Source organism: Rhizobium sp. WSM1274 (assembly GCF_025200775.1).
GTDB classification, from domain to species: Bacteria; Pseudomonadota; Alphaproteobacteria; order Rhizobiales; family Rhizobiaceae; genus Rhizobium; species Rhizobium leguminosarum_I.
The window spans coordinates 4,453,690-4,468,059 of the sequence record NZ_CP104138.1; the positions used below are offsets into that span (position 1 = coordinate 4,453,690).

General features: G+C 61.4%; 17 protein-coding genes and 1 tRNA gene. 15 read left to right on the plus strand and 3 right to left on the minus strand.

Annotation, left to right across the window (positions count from 1 at the left end; all coding sequences use genetic code 11):
- Positions 1 to 138: 138 nt before the first annotated feature.
- Positions 139 to 1,587, plus strand: coding sequence for an adenylate/guanylate cyclase domain-containing protein (locus N2600_RS21985; protein WP_260297385.1), 1,449 nt, complete (start codon positions 139 to 141; stop codon positions 1,585 to 1,587).
- Between the two features lie 118 nt (positions 1,588 to 1,705).
- Here N2600_RS21985 and N2600_RS21990 read toward each other — a convergent pair.
- Positions 1,706 to 1,795: transfer RNA gene (locus tag N2600_RS21990), tRNA-Ser, on the minus strand.
- Between the two features lie 304 nt (positions 1,796 to 2,099).
- Between N2600_RS21990 and rplU the strand changes: the two genes are divergently transcribed.
- The 4 genes from rplU (at position 2,100) to N2600_RS22010 (ending at position 4,090) form a co-directional block, all read left to right on the plus strand.
- Complete coding sequence (gene rplU, locus N2600_RS21995; protein ID WP_003543907.1) at positions 2,100 to 2,417, plus strand: 50S ribosomal protein L21; 318 nt, start codon at positions 2,100 to 2,102, stop codon at positions 2,415 to 2,417.
- A gap of 33 nt (positions 2,418 to 2,450) precedes the next feature.
- The gene (gene rpmA / locus N2600_RS22000; RefSeq protein WP_003543909.1) at positions 2,451 to 2,720 is read left to right on the plus strand and encodes a 50S ribosomal protein L27; all 270 of its coding nucleotides are present in this window, start codon (positions 2,451 to 2,453) and stop codon (positions 2,718 to 2,720) included.
- 126 nt (positions 2,721 to 2,846) lie between these two features.
- Positions 2,847 to 3,503, plus strand: coding sequence for a GNAT family N-acetyltransferase (locus N2600_RS22005; RefSeq protein WP_017966066.1), 657 nt, complete (start codon positions 2,847 to 2,849; stop codon positions 3,501 to 3,503).
- On the plus strand, positions 3,500 to 4,090 hold the full coding sequence (locus N2600_RS22010) for a GNAT family N-acetyltransferase (protein ID WP_260297386.1): 591 nt from the start codon (positions 3,500 to 3,502) through the stop codon (positions 4,088 to 4,090). Before N2600_RS22005 ends, N2600_RS22010 begins: the two co-directional genes overlap by 4 nt.
- A gap of 46 nt (positions 4,091 to 4,136) precedes the next feature.
- On the opposite strand, the gene N2600_RS22015 is transcribed toward N2600_RS22010, so the two are convergent.
- Complete coding sequence (locus N2600_RS22015; RefSeq protein ID WP_260297388.1) at positions 4,137 to 5,003, minus strand: endonuclease/exonuclease/phosphatase family protein; 867 nt, start codon at positions 5,001 to 5,003, stop codon at positions 4,137 to 4,139.
- 84 nt (positions 5,004 to 5,087) lie between these two features.
- On the opposite strand from N2600_RS22015, the gene obgE reads away from it, so the two are divergent.
- The 8 genes from obgE to modC all read left to right on the plus strand — a co-directional run bounded on the left by obgE (position 5,088) and on the right by modC (position 12,597).
- Positions 5,088 to 6,176, plus strand: a complete 1,089-nt coding sequence (gene obgE / locus N2600_RS22020; RefSeq protein ID WP_260297390.1) for a GTPase ObgE — start codon at positions 5,088 to 5,090, stop codon at positions 6,174 to 6,176.
- Complete coding sequence (gene proB / locus N2600_RS22025; protein WP_260297391.1) at positions 6,163 to 7,332, plus strand: glutamate 5-kinase; 1,170 nt, start codon at positions 6,163 to 6,165, stop codon at positions 7,330 to 7,332. Before obgE ends, proB begins: the two co-directional genes overlap by 14 nt.
- Positions 7,325 to 8,608 (plus strand): glutamate-5-semialdehyde dehydrogenase, encoded by a 1,284-nt coding sequence (locus N2600_RS22030; RefSeq protein ID WP_260297392.1) that lies wholly within the window; start codon positions 7,325 to 7,327, stop codon positions 8,606 to 8,608. The genes proB and N2600_RS22030 overlap by 8 nt, the downstream gene beginning before the upstream one ends.
- 37 nt (positions 8,609 to 8,645) lie before the next feature.
- Entirely contained in the window at positions 8,646 to 9,245 is a 600-nt protein-coding gene (locus N2600_RS22035; protein ID WP_260059004.1) for a nicotinate-nucleotide adenylyltransferase, read from the plus strand.
- 94 nt (positions 9,246 to 9,339) lie between these two features.
- A complete protein-coding gene (locus N2600_RS22040; RefSeq protein ID WP_260297393.1) occupies positions 9,340 to 9,582 on the plus strand; it encodes a hypothetical protein in 243 nt (80 codons plus the stop codon).
- A gap of 190 nt (positions 9,583 to 9,772) precedes the next feature.
- Positions 9,773 to 10,564, plus strand: a complete 792-nt coding sequence (gene modA / locus N2600_RS22045; RefSeq protein ID WP_260297394.1) for a molybdate ABC transporter substrate-binding protein — start codon at positions 9,773 to 9,775, stop codon at positions 10,562 to 10,564.
- A 267-nt stretch (positions 10,565 to 10,831) separates the two neighbouring features.
- Positions 10,832 to 11,533, plus strand: a complete 702-nt coding sequence (gene modB, locus N2600_RS22050) for a molybdate ABC transporter permease subunit (protein ID WP_170257984.1) — start codon at positions 10,832 to 10,834, stop codon at positions 11,531 to 11,533.
- The gene (gene modC, locus N2600_RS22055) at positions 11,530 to 12,597 is read left to right on the plus strand and encodes a molybdenum ABC transporter ATP-binding protein (RefSeq protein ID WP_260297395.1); all 1,068 of its coding nucleotides are present in this window, start codon (positions 11,530 to 11,532) and stop codon (positions 12,595 to 12,597) included. Before modB ends, modC begins: the two co-directional genes overlap by 4 nt.
- Here the strand turns inward: modC and N2600_RS22060 are convergent, their stop codons facing one another.
- Positions 12,598 to 12,975, minus strand: coding sequence for a winged helix-turn-helix domain-containing protein (locus tag N2600_RS22060; RefSeq protein ID WP_162114994.1), 378 nt, complete (start codon positions 12,973 to 12,975; stop codon positions 12,598 to 12,600).
- A gap of 209 nt (positions 12,976 to 13,184) precedes the next feature.
- Here N2600_RS22060 and rsfS point away from each other — a divergent pair, with 209 nt between their 5' ends.
- Both rsfS and rlmH read left to right on the plus strand, forming a co-directional pair.
- Positions 13,185 to 13,628, plus strand: a complete 444-nt coding sequence (rsfS, locus tag N2600_RS22065; protein ID WP_032985179.1) for a ribosome silencing factor — start codon at positions 13,185 to 13,187, stop codon at positions 13,626 to 13,628.
- Positions 13,629 to 13,746: 118 nt separating this feature from the next.
- Entirely contained in the window at positions 13,747 to 14,229 is a 483-nt protein-coding gene (gene rlmH, locus N2600_RS22070) for a 23S rRNA (pseudouridine(1915)-N(3))-methyltransferase RlmH (RefSeq protein WP_170257988.1), read from the plus strand.
- Positions 14,230 to 14,370 lie beyond the last annotated feature (141 nt).

The window sequence follows — 14,370 nt, forward strand, 5'->3', positions numbered from 1 at the left end:
TGTCAGCAGGGTTCATTCGGTAGGATCGAGGCCGGTAATCTACGGCGGCGGGTGAAGGTTCGAGCGTATAGCTCATTGGGAACTCGGTCCCGGTGGCGCACCGAAATTACGCTCGTAACGCCTGCGGACAAGTTGACCATGACTGGCGTCGACGATCGGCTTCTCGAAAGCAAGATGATCCAGATCGAGCAGGCTCGATCCTGGAGCCCACGGGTGATCTCTAAGTTCGAAGCGCTGATCAGGGACGGCAACGACCTCTCCCTTTATCGTGTCAATCCGCTGGCGTTTGCACGTGACCGCGCGATAACTGACACGGAATCCATTGACCTGTTCCTCCATGCCGCCCGATGCGGCTTGTTCGAGATGACGTGGGATGTGCTTTGTCCCCAATCTGGAATGGTGCTCGACAGCTTTGGCGCCTTGCGCACGCTCAAGACCCATTATGTCTGTGGCTTGTGCGACGTATCGGGCGAGACCGACCTTGATGACTTCATCGAAGTTACGTTCTCCGTATCACCGCAGCTTCGGCGGCTGCCGTTTCACGATCCCGACTCGCTCTCGGTCGAAGACTTCCACTGGAAGCTTCGCTTCGCCAATGACGGGAGGCTGCCCGGCCAGCAAGCTCGGTTTCTCGACTACCTACGCGGACTGGTCCGCGGCCTCACCTATCTGCCGCCGAGCTCGAGCGTCACACTCCGGGCGGAGTTGGGTCCTGGAGTTCTCTCCGGCGTGAATGTCCAAACGCAAGCCGCCTTCATGACGCCGATATCAGGCGAACCGGCCACGGCGCCGACGCTGCTGCGGGTCAGGTATGATGGGCAACGCTTTTCCCCGGCCCTCCCCGTTTTACCGCCGGGTCCTTGTATTATCGAGGTGGAAAATACCGGACCCGTTCGCGGCTCGCTGCTTTTGATAAACTGGCCGCCCGAGGTGGCAGCCCTGACAATCAAGCCGCAGCTCGAATTCGAGCCGTATATCTCCGGCGGGATGTTGCTGGCAAGGCAGACCTTCAGGCGCCTGTTCCGATCCGAGCGCGTCGACGAGCGGGAAGGGCTCGGCATTCGCCAGGTGACTTTCCTCTTCACAGACCTAAAAGGTTCGACGGCTCTGTATGAGCGCCTGGGCGACCTGAACGCCTACGCCTTGGTGAGGGAGCATTTTGCTCTTCTCGAATTGACGGCACAGCAACATTCCGGCGCCATCGTCAAGACGATCGGCGACGCGGTAATGGCCGTCTTCTCTCGTCCAACCGACGCGGTTTCGGCGGCATTGCAGATCTTGAAGGAAATCGAGCGCTTCAATCTCGAACATGGTGAGCCGGGCATCATCCTCAAAATCGGAGCACACTGCGGCCCATCGATTGCTGTCACACTAAACGATAATCTCGACTATTTTGGTCAGACCGTAAATGTTGCCGCACGCGTGCAATCTCTGGCGGATGCGGGCGAGATTTGTATCTCGGAAGCGCTCTATACGGCGCCAGGTGTCATTCATCTCCTGGCCGACCACCATGTTGTGGAGTTTGGCTCCTCGCTCCACGGAGTTGAGGGCAATGCTTCTGTGTATCGGATCGTCAACGGACCGTAACCACCTGCGTCGACCTCAAGGGGACAGGTTGCTTCAGCCGCGCCGCAGATGTGGTCGTGCAATCAGATGTGACGCACTTAAAACCGCACGTGCTCCATCGTATGACAATTATGTTTGATGGCGGAGAGGGTGGGATTTGAACCCACGATACCCTTGCAGGTATGCCGCATTTCGAGTGCGGTGCATTCGACCACTCTGCCACCTCTCCGCGGTCTGGTCGGCGCTTGTTCGGCGCGGGCGTTCTCATAACGGGCAAATGACGGGCTGGCAAGCCGAAAAGTCGAACCATTCCATCCTTTTGCCTTGACAGCTTTTTGTCCCTCGGCTATCTCGGCTGCGCAATAGGTTTGGAGAAATCCGCGCCTAGCTTGTCCCGCGCTTGCGCGGGGCTTCACCGGCAGGAAGAGTTCGAGGATTAGACCTCTGAAATCCCTGCTTAACTTCGACTGATAAAAAGACAGCCACCTGCTGGATGAGCGGGGAGCGCTGGAACGAACATGAAAGGACAAAAAATGTTCGCAGTCATCAAGACCGGCGGTAAGCAGTACCGTGTGGCAGCCAACGACGTGCTGACCATCGAAAAGCTGGAAGCCACCGCTGGCGATTCCATTGAATTCACCGAAGTGCTCGTGATCGGCGAAGGCGCCGACGCTGCGATCGGTGCGCCCTTCGTAACCGGCGCCTCTGTCAAGGCAGAAGTCGTCGAACAGAACCGCGGCAAGAAGGTCATCGCCTTCAAGAAGCGCCGTCGTCAGAATTCGAAGCGTTCGCGCGGCCATCGTCAGCATCACACGGTCGTCCGTATCACGGACATCGTGGCTGCCAAGTAAGATCAACGGGACAAGGTTTAAAGGAGAACTCCAATGGCACACAAAAAAGCTGGCGGTTCATCGCGCAACGGTCGCGATTCTCAGTCCAAGCGCCTTGGCGTGAAGAAGTTCGGCGGCGAAGCCGTCATCGCAGGCAACATCATCGTGCGTCAGCGCGGTACTGAATGGCATCCGGGTTCCAACGTCGGCCTCGGCAAGGATCACACGATTTTTGCGCTTACCGCCGGCAATGTGAACTACCGAACCAAGGCCAACGGTCGCGTCTACGTGTCTGTCATGCCGAAAGCGGAAGCAGCGGAATAAGCCGGTAGCGCTCAAAAACAGCCGGCGTCTCATCGACCCGGCTGGCCGTATCAGGTTCAGTCTAGAAAACAGGGGAGATGGGGCGCCATCTCCCCTTTTTCTTTACCCCTCAAGGAGGACTGAACCATGCAAGGCGAATTGTTAAGGGCAGACCAATCACGGTCTCCCCGGGAAGACCAGCGGTCTTCCGAAGAACGGCTGAGGCCGGAACGGTTAAGGACCGATTGCCCTGTCTTGTTATCGGAAAGGCTCGTCATGCGCGCGCCCCACGAAGAAGACATCGACGCCCTTGCCCATCTCGCCAACAACGCCAAAGTCGCCACCATGGTATCGCGTATGCCGCACCCTTATACCGCCGATGATGCTGCCGACTTCGTGCGTCGCACGAAAAATGGCGATATTGGCAAGTGCGTCTATGCGATCACCAAGGCCGAAAACGGCGCCTTTATCGGCTGCTGCGGCGTCGAGCCGCATGCGGACGGCAGAACCGTCGAGATCGGCTATTGGCTGGGCGAGCCCTATTGGAACAAGGGTTATACCACCGAGGCATGCCATGCCCTGGTCGATATGGTGTTCAGGACCCGTCAGGACGTCGATCAGATCGACGCCCGTTGCCGGGTCATGAACGTCGCCTCGCGCCGCGTCATCCAGAAGTGCGGCTTCCAGTTCCAGGGTTCGGGGCTCGCAGCCTCGCTGGCGCTCGGCAGCAACGTGCCGGTCGAATGGTACAGGCTCGACCGCAAGACCTGGATGTCCCTCCGAAGCTGGGGGAACATCGCATGAGCACGACTGCGCTGCAAAGGCCGGAGGTCAAGCCGATGATGCCCGGCTCCGCGCCTGTCATCTCGACCGCCCGGCTGACGCTTCGCCCCCACAGGCTGAGCGATGCGCCTGCGATCGCGGAATCGCTCTCCGATTTCGCGGTCACGCGCATGCTGTCCCGCGTACCCGCGCCGTTCGACCGGCAGGATGCGCTGGACTGGCTGATCCCGGTCACCTCGGGCACCCTGCCCGACTGGCCGTTGGCGATCACCGATAAGGACGATGTCCATATCGGCAACGTCTCGATCGAGCTGCGCCACGGTCGGTGGCACCTCGGCTACTGGCTGAACCGCTACTACTGGCGGCGCGGCTATATGAGCGAGGCGGTGGCGGCCATCATCGAGCGCTTCTCGCGCCGCATGCCGGAGACGCCGGTTCATTCCGGCGTTTTCGCCGACAACCCGGCTTCGCTGCGACTGCAGGAGAAGCTCGGTTTCCGCATGACGGGTTGCGGCGAAATCTATTGTTTCGCCCGCAACACCATGGTGTCGCACATCGAAACCGTGCTGCAGCCGGGTATGCTGCAGCCGCCGCGAAAGATGGCGTGATTAAACCCGAGACGTCGCCGCACCGGCGGCGTCTCCATCAATTCCATCAATCGCCGATCTCGACCCATACGGGGAAATGATCGGAACCGACGGATTGCGTATCGATCCGGGCGGATTTCAATCGGCTCTGCAGGCCGCAACTGACGAAGCAGTAATCGAGATGCATGCGTTTGCCGTGATCTTCGGGATCCATCCAGCTGTAGCTCCCCGGAGAGTAAGCCTTCAGCGCCGCAAAGGCGTCGACCGGCGTGCCGATCCTCGCCACACGGCCATAATATCCGCCGCCAGCACCGGCGAGCGCGCAATATTCCGGCGATTCCGGCTCCATATTGAAATCGCCCATGATCAGGTAATCCTCCGGCAGCGGCGGCTCCGGCAGATCGAATTCGCCAGCCCCGGTCAGCGACCCACCCTCCTGGACGAAAGCATTGATATGCGTGTTCAAGAATTCCAATTGGCGGATGCGCTCGTCGGCGGATACATGGTCGAGATGCACGCAGTAGACGCGGATCGCACCGCCAGGTGCGTCGATTACCGCCTCGGTTGCGCCGCGCTGCGGGTTGATCTTGCCGATCGTCCGGCTGCGCGGCAGAAGCAGCGTTCGGGTCGAGACGATCGGCCAGCGCGACAGCACCATGTTGCCGAACTGAAAACGCGTGCCGCGCACCGGCTGCAGCCCGTCTTCACCAGCTTCGACATGCATGTCGCAGGCTGGCCCATACACCCAGAAATAGTCGGGAAAGAAGGCCGCAACATCGGCCACCATCTCGGCAAAACCGTTGCGGGAGAAGCCGCGGGTCACCTCCTGCAGCGCGATGACGTCGGCTCCCTCGAGGCTCCGGGCAATCCGCGCCAGATCGTACCTGCCGTCGAGACCGAAGCCGTACTGTATGTTATAGCTCGCAAAATTCACGATAATCTTTGACCTCCGTCGGAACCGCCTATATCGAATGGGCCAAGACGGGCCGTCCAACTGCCACTGAGTATTGGAAGTAAAATGAAATTTCTCGACGAAGCAAAGGTCTATATCAAGTCCGGGGACGGCGGCGGCGGCAGCGTTTCCTTCCGGCGCGAGAAATTCATCGAGTTCGGCGGCCCGGATGGCGGTGATGGCGGACGCGGCGGCGACGTCTGGGTCGAGGCCGTCAACGGCCTGAACACGCTGATCGATTTCCGCTATCAGCAGCATTTCAAGGCGACGATCGGCACCCATGGCATGGGCAGGAACCGCACCGGCGCCAATGGCAGCGACGTGACGCTCAAGGTTCCCGTGGGCACCCAGATCTTCGAGGAAGATCAGGAAACGCTGATCTGCGACCTGACTGTCGAAGGCCAGCGTTACTGTCTCGCTCATGGCGGCAATGGCGGCTTCGGCAACGCCCATTTCAAAACCTCGACCAATCAGGCGCCGGATTGGGCCAATCCCGGTCTGCCCGGCGAGGAAAAGACTATCTGGCTGCACCTGAAGCTGATTGCCGATGCCGGCCTCGTCGGCCTGCCCAATGCCGGCAAATCGACCTTCCTGGCTGCCGTCACCCGTGCCCGGCCGAAAATCGCCAACTATCCCTTCACCACGCTGCATCCCAACCTCGGCGTCGCCACCATCGATGAGCGCGAATTCATCCTGGCCGACATTCCGGGCCTGATCGAAGGCGCCCATGAAGGTGTCGGCATCGGCGACCGTTTCCTCGGCCATGTCGAGCGCACCCGCGTGCTGCTCCACCTCATCTCCGCCCAGGAAGAAAAGGTCGGCAAGGCCTATAAGACGGTCAAACACGAACTCGAAGCCTATGGAAACGAGCTGACCGACAAGGCCGAGATCGTGGCGCTGTCGCAGATCGACGTGCTCGACGATGCCGAGTTGAAGAAGAAGACCAAGGAACTGGCCAAGGCCTGCGGCAAGACGCCGTTCCAGATTTCGGCCGTCACCGGCAAAGGCATGACCGAGGTGCTGCGTGCGCTGCGCGACATCATCGTCGAAGCCAATACCGAGGAGAGGCCGGCCAAGGTGCCGAAGCTGCGCCATCGCGACATGGTCGTCAGCGATGAGGGCGAGGACAAGGGCGAGGACGATGACCAGCCGTAAGCCGCTTGGCCGCTACCGCCGCATCGTCATCAAGATCGGATCCGCGCTTCTGGTCGACCGCAAGGCCGGGCTGAAGAAATCCTGGCTCGACGCCATGTGTGCCGATATCTCAGGCCTGAAGGCCAAGGGCATCGATGTGCTCGTCGTCTCCTCGGGCGCAATCGCGCTCGGCCGCTCGGTGCTCGACCTGCCGTCAGGCGCGCTGAAACTGGAGGAAAGCCAGGCGGCGGCCGCCGTCGGCCAGATCGCGCTGGCGCGCGCCTGGTCGGAAAGCCTGTCGCGCGACGAGATCGTCGCCGGCCAGATCCTGCTGACGCTTGGCGATACCGAGGAGCGCCGCCGCTATCTCAATGCGCGCGCCACCATCAATCAACTCCTGAAGATCGGCGCTGTGCCGATCATCAATGAGAACGATACGGTTGCGACCAGCGAGATCCGCTATGGCGACAACGACCGCCTGGCCGCCCGCGTCGCGACGATGACCGGCGCCGATCTGCTCATTCTTCTCTCCGATATCGACGGCCTCTACACCGCGCCGCCGCATCTCGATGCGAACGCAACGTTCCTCGAGACGATTGCCGAAATCACCCCCGAGATCGAGGCAATGGCCGGGGGTGCTGCCTCCGAGCTTTCGCGCGGCGGCATGCGCACCAAGATCGATGCCGGCAAGATTGCAACGGCATCGGGCTGCGCGATGATCATCGCCTCCGGCAAGACCGACAATCCTTTGTCGGCGATCGAAAACGGCGCGCGTTCCTCGTGGTTTGCGCCATCGGGCACACCTGTTACCGCCCGCAAGACCTGGATTGCCGGGCAGCTGCAGCCGGCCGGCGAACTGCATGTCGATGACGGCGCCGTCGCAGCGCTCGGCGCCGGCAAGAGCCTGCTTCCCGCTGGTGTTCGCAGCGTTTCCGGCCTCTTCAGCCGCGGCGACACGGTGGCGATCATCGGCCCGGCCGGCCGCGAGATCGCCCGCGGCCTTGTAAGCTACGATGCCGACGACGCCCGCCGGATTGCCGGTCGCAAGTCGGCGGAGATCGAGGCCATCCTCGGTTATGCCGGGCGCGCCGCCATGGTCCATCGCGATGACATGGTGATGACCGCGCAGATCGGTTCGAAATCGGAAAGGCAGAAGAAGGACGCGAGCTATGCTTGATACCGTTGCGCCGGGCCCTGACATCGACGTGCTAATGAAAGACATCGGCCGCAAGGCAAAGGCTGCTGCACGACCGCTGGGCTTTGCGTCCACCGAGGCCAAGAACAGCGCGCTGAACGCCATGGCCGATGCGATCCTGGCGAACAAGGCGCATATTCTTGCCGAGAATGCCAAGGACCTGAAGGACATCGAAGGCACCGAGATGCTCGCTTCCTTCGTCGACCGGCTGACGCTGAACGACAAGCGCATCGCCGAAATGGCCGAGGGAATCCGCGCCATCGCCGCCCTTGCCGATCCGGTCGGTGAAGTCATCGCTGCCTGGGACCGGCCGAACGGCCTGAAGATCGAGCGCGTCCGCACGCCGCTCGGCGTCATCGGCGTGATCTTCGAAAGCCGGCCGAACGTCACGGCGGATGCCGGCGCCCTCTGCGTCAAGGCGGGCAATGCCGTCATCCTGCGTTGCGGCTCGGATTCGCGCCGTTCATCGCAGGCTATCCATGCCTGCCTGGTCGAGGGCCTGAAGGCGGCAGGGCTTCCAGAGCATGCTATCCAGCTCGTTCCGGTCACCGACCGCGCCGCCGTCGGCGCCATGCTGCGCGGCCTCGACGGGGCGATCGACGTCATCGTGCCGCGCGGCGGCAAGAGCCTGGTCGCCCGCGTGCAGAGCGAGGCGCGTGTGCCGGTCTTTGCCCATCTCGAAGGCCTTTGCCACATCTATGTCGATGCCTCGGCCGATATCGAGATGGCCAAGAGGATCATCGTCAACGCCAAGATGCGCCGCACCGGTATCTGCGGCGCAGCCGAAACCCTGCTCGTCGACGGCGCCGCGATCGGCACGCATCTGACACCGCTGCTCGATGCTCTCGCGGAGGCCGGCTGCGAGATCCGCGCTTCGCCAACAGTGCTGAAGGTCGCCCCCGGCATGAAGCCCGCGACCGAAGAGGACTGGTCGACCGAATATCTCGACGCGATCATTTCGGTTGCCGTCGTCGACGGCATTTCGGGCGCCATCGCCCATATCCAGACCTATTCCTCGAACCACACCGAGGCTGTTATCGCCGAGGATCCTGACGTCGTCGCGCGTTTCTTCACCGAGGTCGATTCGGCGATCCTGCTGCACAATGCCTCGACGCAGTTTGCCGATGGCGGCGAGTTCGGCATGGGTGCGGAAATCGGCATCGCCACCGGCAAGATGCACGCCCGTGGCCCCGTCGGCGTCGAACAGCTCACTTCTTTCAAATATCGGGTGCACGGCGCCGGACAAACGCGGCCCTGACGTGACGATCGACAATGTGGACCGGCACTATCTCCGCATGCCGCACAGCGAGCGCGGCATGGTCGTCGGTCTGTTCGGCGGTTCGTTCAATCCACCGCATCAGGGCCACGCGCTCGTCGCCGAGATCGCCCTCAAGCGGCTCGGCCTCGACCAGCTCTGGTGGATGGTCACACCCGGCAATCCGCTGAAAAGCCGCAACCAGCTCGCACCACTCGCCGAGCGCATTGCCGAAAGCGAGCGTGTTGCACCCGATCCACGCATCAAGGTCACCGCCTTCGAACAGACGCTCGGCACCAGCTACACCGCCAACACGCTTGCCCGCGTCAAGGCGCGCAATCCGCATGTTCATTTCATCTGGATCATGGGCGCAGACAGCCTGCAGACCTTTCACAAATGGCAGAAGTGGCAGGAGATTGCCCGCACCTTCCCGATCGCGGTGATCGATCGGCCGGGTGCGACGCTTTCCTTCCTCTCCTCGAAAATGGCCAGGACCTTCGATTTCGCCCGTGTCGATGAGGATGATGCCCGTATTCTCTGGAAGAAGCGTGCCCCGGCTTGGACCTTTATCCACGGGCCGCGCTCCGGCCTGAGCTCGACGGCAATCCGCAACGGCTCGTCGCACGGCGACGCCGAATAAAGCGCCGCGCGCCCAGCAAGACGCATGCGCCAGCCTGATTACAGAAGATCCAGAAAACGAGAAAGCCCGACGGGGGAGGAGATCCGTCGGGCTTATGAACTCGATCGACAACTGGGAGGAGGAGTGTTGTCGACCCTATCGAACGGCTATGGGAGGAGGAGAAGCCGTGTCGATGAGTATGTTTTATCATATTCGACAAAAAGGTGAATACCGATTGGTGCATTGCAGCAATGCAACGGATGCAAATCTCGAGGTGAATTTTGCTTCCCCATTGCTGTTTTTATTAGCAAACAATAACGAACCAGCCCCGGTCGCCGGGAGTCCTTGCGGTTTGTAAACCTGACTCCCGGGTATTTTCGCGCTGCTGATCTCACTTTCGGCGGAAGCCATGCACCTCACGAATGCGTGAACATTGCGCCGCTGCAAACGCGAGCGTCGATACGGATATATTTTCCTGGATATATCCCTAGCCAAGACGCCTCGACCGTTATATTCGTCGCAATATTTCGAACTCCTGGGAACGAATTATGCAGAACCGCCGCCGATGGATGAAACTGGCAATCGCCGCGATCACAGCCCTCTGGCTTGGCGCGACAGCGCTTTCAGCGCCTGCTGCCGCGGCCGAAAAGCTCACCGTCTTTGCTGCGGCGAGCCTCAAGGATGCGCTCGACGCCGCCAATGCCGCCTGGACGAAGGAAAGCGGCAAGGAAGCCGTCGCCTCCTATGCGGCGAGCGGGGCGCTGGCCAAGCAGATCGAAAACGCGGCCCCTGCCGATGTCTTCATCTCGGCCGATCTCGACTGGATGGATTATGTCGCCAAGAAGAACCTGATCAAGGCCGACACCCGCTCCAACCTGCTCGGCAACAAGATCGTGCTCGTTGCGGAAAAGGACAAGGCAAAACCGGTTGAGATCAAGCAAGGCTTCGATCTCGCAGGGCTTTTGGGCGACGGCAAGCTTGCCATGGGTGAGCCGAAATCGGTTCCGGCCGGCAAATACGGCATTGCCGCGCTCGAAAAGCTCGGCGTCTGGAAATCGGTCGAAACCAAGGTCGCCGGCGCCGAAAGCGTGCGCGCCGCCCTTGCCCTCGTCTCGCGCGGCGAAGCGCCCTTTGGCATCGTCTACCAGACGGATGCCGCAGCCGATAAGGGTGTCGCCATCGTCGGCACTTTCCCCCCCGATTCCCATCCGCCGATCATCTATCCGATCGCAATCCTCGCCGAGAGCAAGAACCCGGATGCATCAGCCTATCTCGACTTCCTGAAATCCGACAAGGCCGCCGCCTTCTTCGCGGCGCAGGGTTTTACCGTTCTCAAGTGATTGAGGGGGCGAAATGATTGCGGAATCAACAGTGACGGCCTAGCGTGAAGCTGCCCCTCACCCTAACCCTCTCCCCGTAAACGGGGCGAGGGGACGTACCCTGCGAAAGGTTTGAGGGGAACCGAGCGGGCGCGGCTATTCCCCTTCGCCCCGCAAGCGGGGGTCCGAAGGACGGGTCGAGACCCGTGGCTCGACCCCGGTTGGTGCCGGCAGGCGAATGAGGGGCAGGCACTGGGTGACACCGAATTTCCAGGGAGACAACTGCATTTGGACATCTTCGGCTTGAGCAATGAGGAATGGACGGCGATCCTGCTCAGCCTGCGCGTCTCGATCGTCGCCATGCTGGCGAGCCTGCCCTTCGGCATCCTCGTCGCCTTGTTGCTTGCCCGTGGCCGCTTCTGGGGTAAGTCGATACTGAACGGTGTCGTTCATCTGCCGCTGATCCTGCCTCCGGTCGTCACCGGTTTTCTTCTCCTCATCCTGTTCGGCCGCCGCGGTCCGATCGGCAGCCTGCTCGACCAGTATTTCGGCATCGTCTTGTCTTTCCGCTGGACGGGTGCTGCGCTGGCCTGCGCCGTCATGGCCTTTCCGCTGATGGTGCGCAGCATCCGCCTGTCGATCGAGGCGGTCGACCGCAAGCTGGAAGAGGCGGCCGGAACGCTCGGCGCCGGCCCCGTCTGGATCTTCCTGACGATCACCCTGCCGCTGACCCTGCCCGGCATCATCGTCGGCATGATCCTCTCTTTTGCCAAGGCGATGGGCGAATTCGGCGCGACGATCACCTTCGTTTCCAACATTCCCGGCGAAACCCAGACGCTGTCGTCGGCGATCTACACCTTCACCCAGGTGCCGGGCGGCGATGCCGGCGCGCTCCGCCTGACGCTCGTCGCCGTCGTCATTTCCATGGCCGCCCTGCTCGCCTCCGAATTCCTCGCTCGTCTCGCCGGCCGGAGGATCGACCCGGAATGACGCTGATCGTCGAGGCAAAACAGAGGCTCGGCGCCTTTTCGCTCAATGCCGCCTTCACCTCCGAGCGTGGCGTCACCGCGCTGTTCGGCCGCTCCGGCTCCGGCAAGACCTCGATGATCCGCATCATCGCCGGTCTCGCCCGCCCGGACGAAGGCCGCGTCATCCTCGACGGCGAAGTCTTGACTGAAACCGCAACCGGCATCTTCGTGCCGAGACATCGTCGCCGCTTCGGTTATGTCTTCCAGGAGGCCCGACTTTTCCCGCATCTCAGCATTCGCGCCAATCTCACCTATGGCCGCTGGTTCGCGCCGAGACCGGCACACGGCGAGAGCTTCGATCACATCGTCGACCTGCTCGGCATCGAGACGCTGCTGGAGCGCAGCCCATCAAAACTTTCCGGCGGCGAGAAGCAGCGCGTTGCCATCGGCCGCGCACTTCTCTCCTCGCCCCGCCTGCTGTTGATGGACGAGCCGCTCGCCGCCCTCGATGATGCGCGCAAGGCCGAGATTCTGCCTTATCTGGAACGATTGCGCGACGAGACCGACATACCGATCGTCTATGTCAGCCATTCGATCGCTGAGGTGGCGCGGCTGGCAAACCAGGTCATCGTCATGCGTGACGGCAACGTGGAAGCGACAGGCCCTGCCATCGACATATTGAGCCGCCCCTCCACCGCCTCCGACCGGCGGGAAGCGGGCGCACTGCTGGAAGGCACGGTCGAAAGCTTCGATGCGCGGCACCGTCTATCGACGGTCGCGCTGAAATCCTGTCAACTCCATATTCCGGGAGCCGCCCTTGCGCCCGGCAAATCGGTTCGCATCCGCATCCCCTCCCGCGATGTCATGCTGGCGACCGCAAGGCCAGAGGGGCTCAGCGCGCTGAATATCCTGGAAGCAAGGATAGACGGGATGTCGTCGACCGAGGACGGAACCGTGGAAATCCGGCTCGATTGCGGCGGCGATATCATTCTTTCCCGGATCACGACATTGTCCTGCGAGCGTCTGGATCTTCGACCGGGAAGGGCGGTCTTCGCCGTCATCAAGACAGTTGCCCTGGAGGCCTGATCAGCCGCGTTCGCCTTGCTGCAGGTTGCGCTTGCCCTCAAGCCAGGCGAGATCGTCGGCGAGGCTGGTGCGCATCGTCCTTTCCATCCGGCGGAAACGCTCGAGCAATTCCTCGCCGAACGGCGTCAGCGCCGCGCCGCCGCCCTTCTGCCCGCCGCGCTGCGATTCCACCACCTGTTCGTTAAACATCCGGTTCATCTCGCTGACCAGCAGCCATGCCCGCCGATAGGACATGTCCATCGCCCGCCCGGCCGCCGAGATCGATCCGGTCTGGCGGATATGTTCCAGCAGTTCCATCTTGCCATGGCCGAGACGATCCTCATCCGGGAAGCTGATTCGCAGGACGGGCACGAGTGTTTTTGCGGCTGAGTCGGTCATTGAATCGGGAGATCGTGGAATTTGCCGCACTTTACGCTGCGGCATGGAAACTGTACACCGCCCGCACGAGGCCGCCCCGAGCAGCCAAATGCTTCAATTCGAACGGCAGATCGGGTTTTCGGCCGTTCCGTACCTTAGCATGTCTTGAAACATTAATGGTTTGATGCCTATCTTAACCATATCCGGTCGCGATCGGATCTGTGTTGTGCATGGTTTGTCATTCCAGGAAAGGGAAAGCACTGACAACAGTACACGCCAAGGGAAAAACGTTTGCCGTTATCCCGAAGAGTGCGGAACGTGGCGCCGATGCCGCCGCCCGCGCCCTAGAAACCGTCCTCGCCAGCCTCGAGGACTCCAAAGCTGAAGATATCGTTACCATCGACATTGCCGGAAAATCGGCCCTGGGAGACTACATGATCGTCGTCTCCGGCCGCTCGAACAGGCATGTCATGGCGATCTCGGATCACCTGCTCACCGACCTTAAGGACGACGGCTTCGGTACGGCCCGCGTCGAAGGTCAGGAAGGCGGCGATTGGGTCCTGATCGACACCGGTGACATTATCGTGCATGTGTTCCGTCCCGAAATCCGCGAGTTCTACAACATCGAAAAGATGTGGGCGGCTCCGGATATGGATGAAGAAACACGGCACTGAAAGGCGAGCCGGCATTCTGTCCGGCGCCTGAGACGTGGCATTGGCTGGCCGGCAAACATCACAAGCCGGCCGCTGGTGCAGTGTGCGCCCGAAGTGTCGCATGAGCGGGAGCCGATGAATGCGAATAGGTCTTTTTGCGGTGGGACGGCTGAAGTCCGGCCCGGAAAAGGATCTTGCCGCCCGTTATTTCGATCGTTTCGCCAAGGCCGGCCCTGCCGTCGGCCTCGAACTGACCCGTGTTGCCGAAGTCGCCGAAAGCCGTGCCTCCAATGCGGAGACCCGCAAGCGCGAAGAGGCGGCGATGCTTCTGAAATCGCTTGCCGATGGCAGTATCCTCATTCTTCTCGATGAACGCGGCAAGGCGCTCGACAGCGAAGCCTTCGCAAACCTGCTCGGCGCCTATCGCGACCAGGGCAAACGCGAACTGACCATCGCGATCGGCGGCGCCGACGGACTCGATCCCTCCCTGTACGATCGTGCCGACGCCACGCTGTGCCTTGGCAAGATGACCTGGCCTCACCAACTCGTGCGCACGCTGATCGCCGAACAGCTCTATCGCGCCGTTACCATCCTGTCCGGCCACCCCTATCACCGCGTCTGATGCCGTGTCGGCCTGATGCGTCGGCCCGATACCCCGGCAATGCGTCGCAATGTCACGCAGCCGTGTTTGCCTGGCCACCCGTTCTCCTTCGAACTTTCTGGCAAAGTGCACCAAATCAGCTTAGTCTCCGCGCGATTTGAG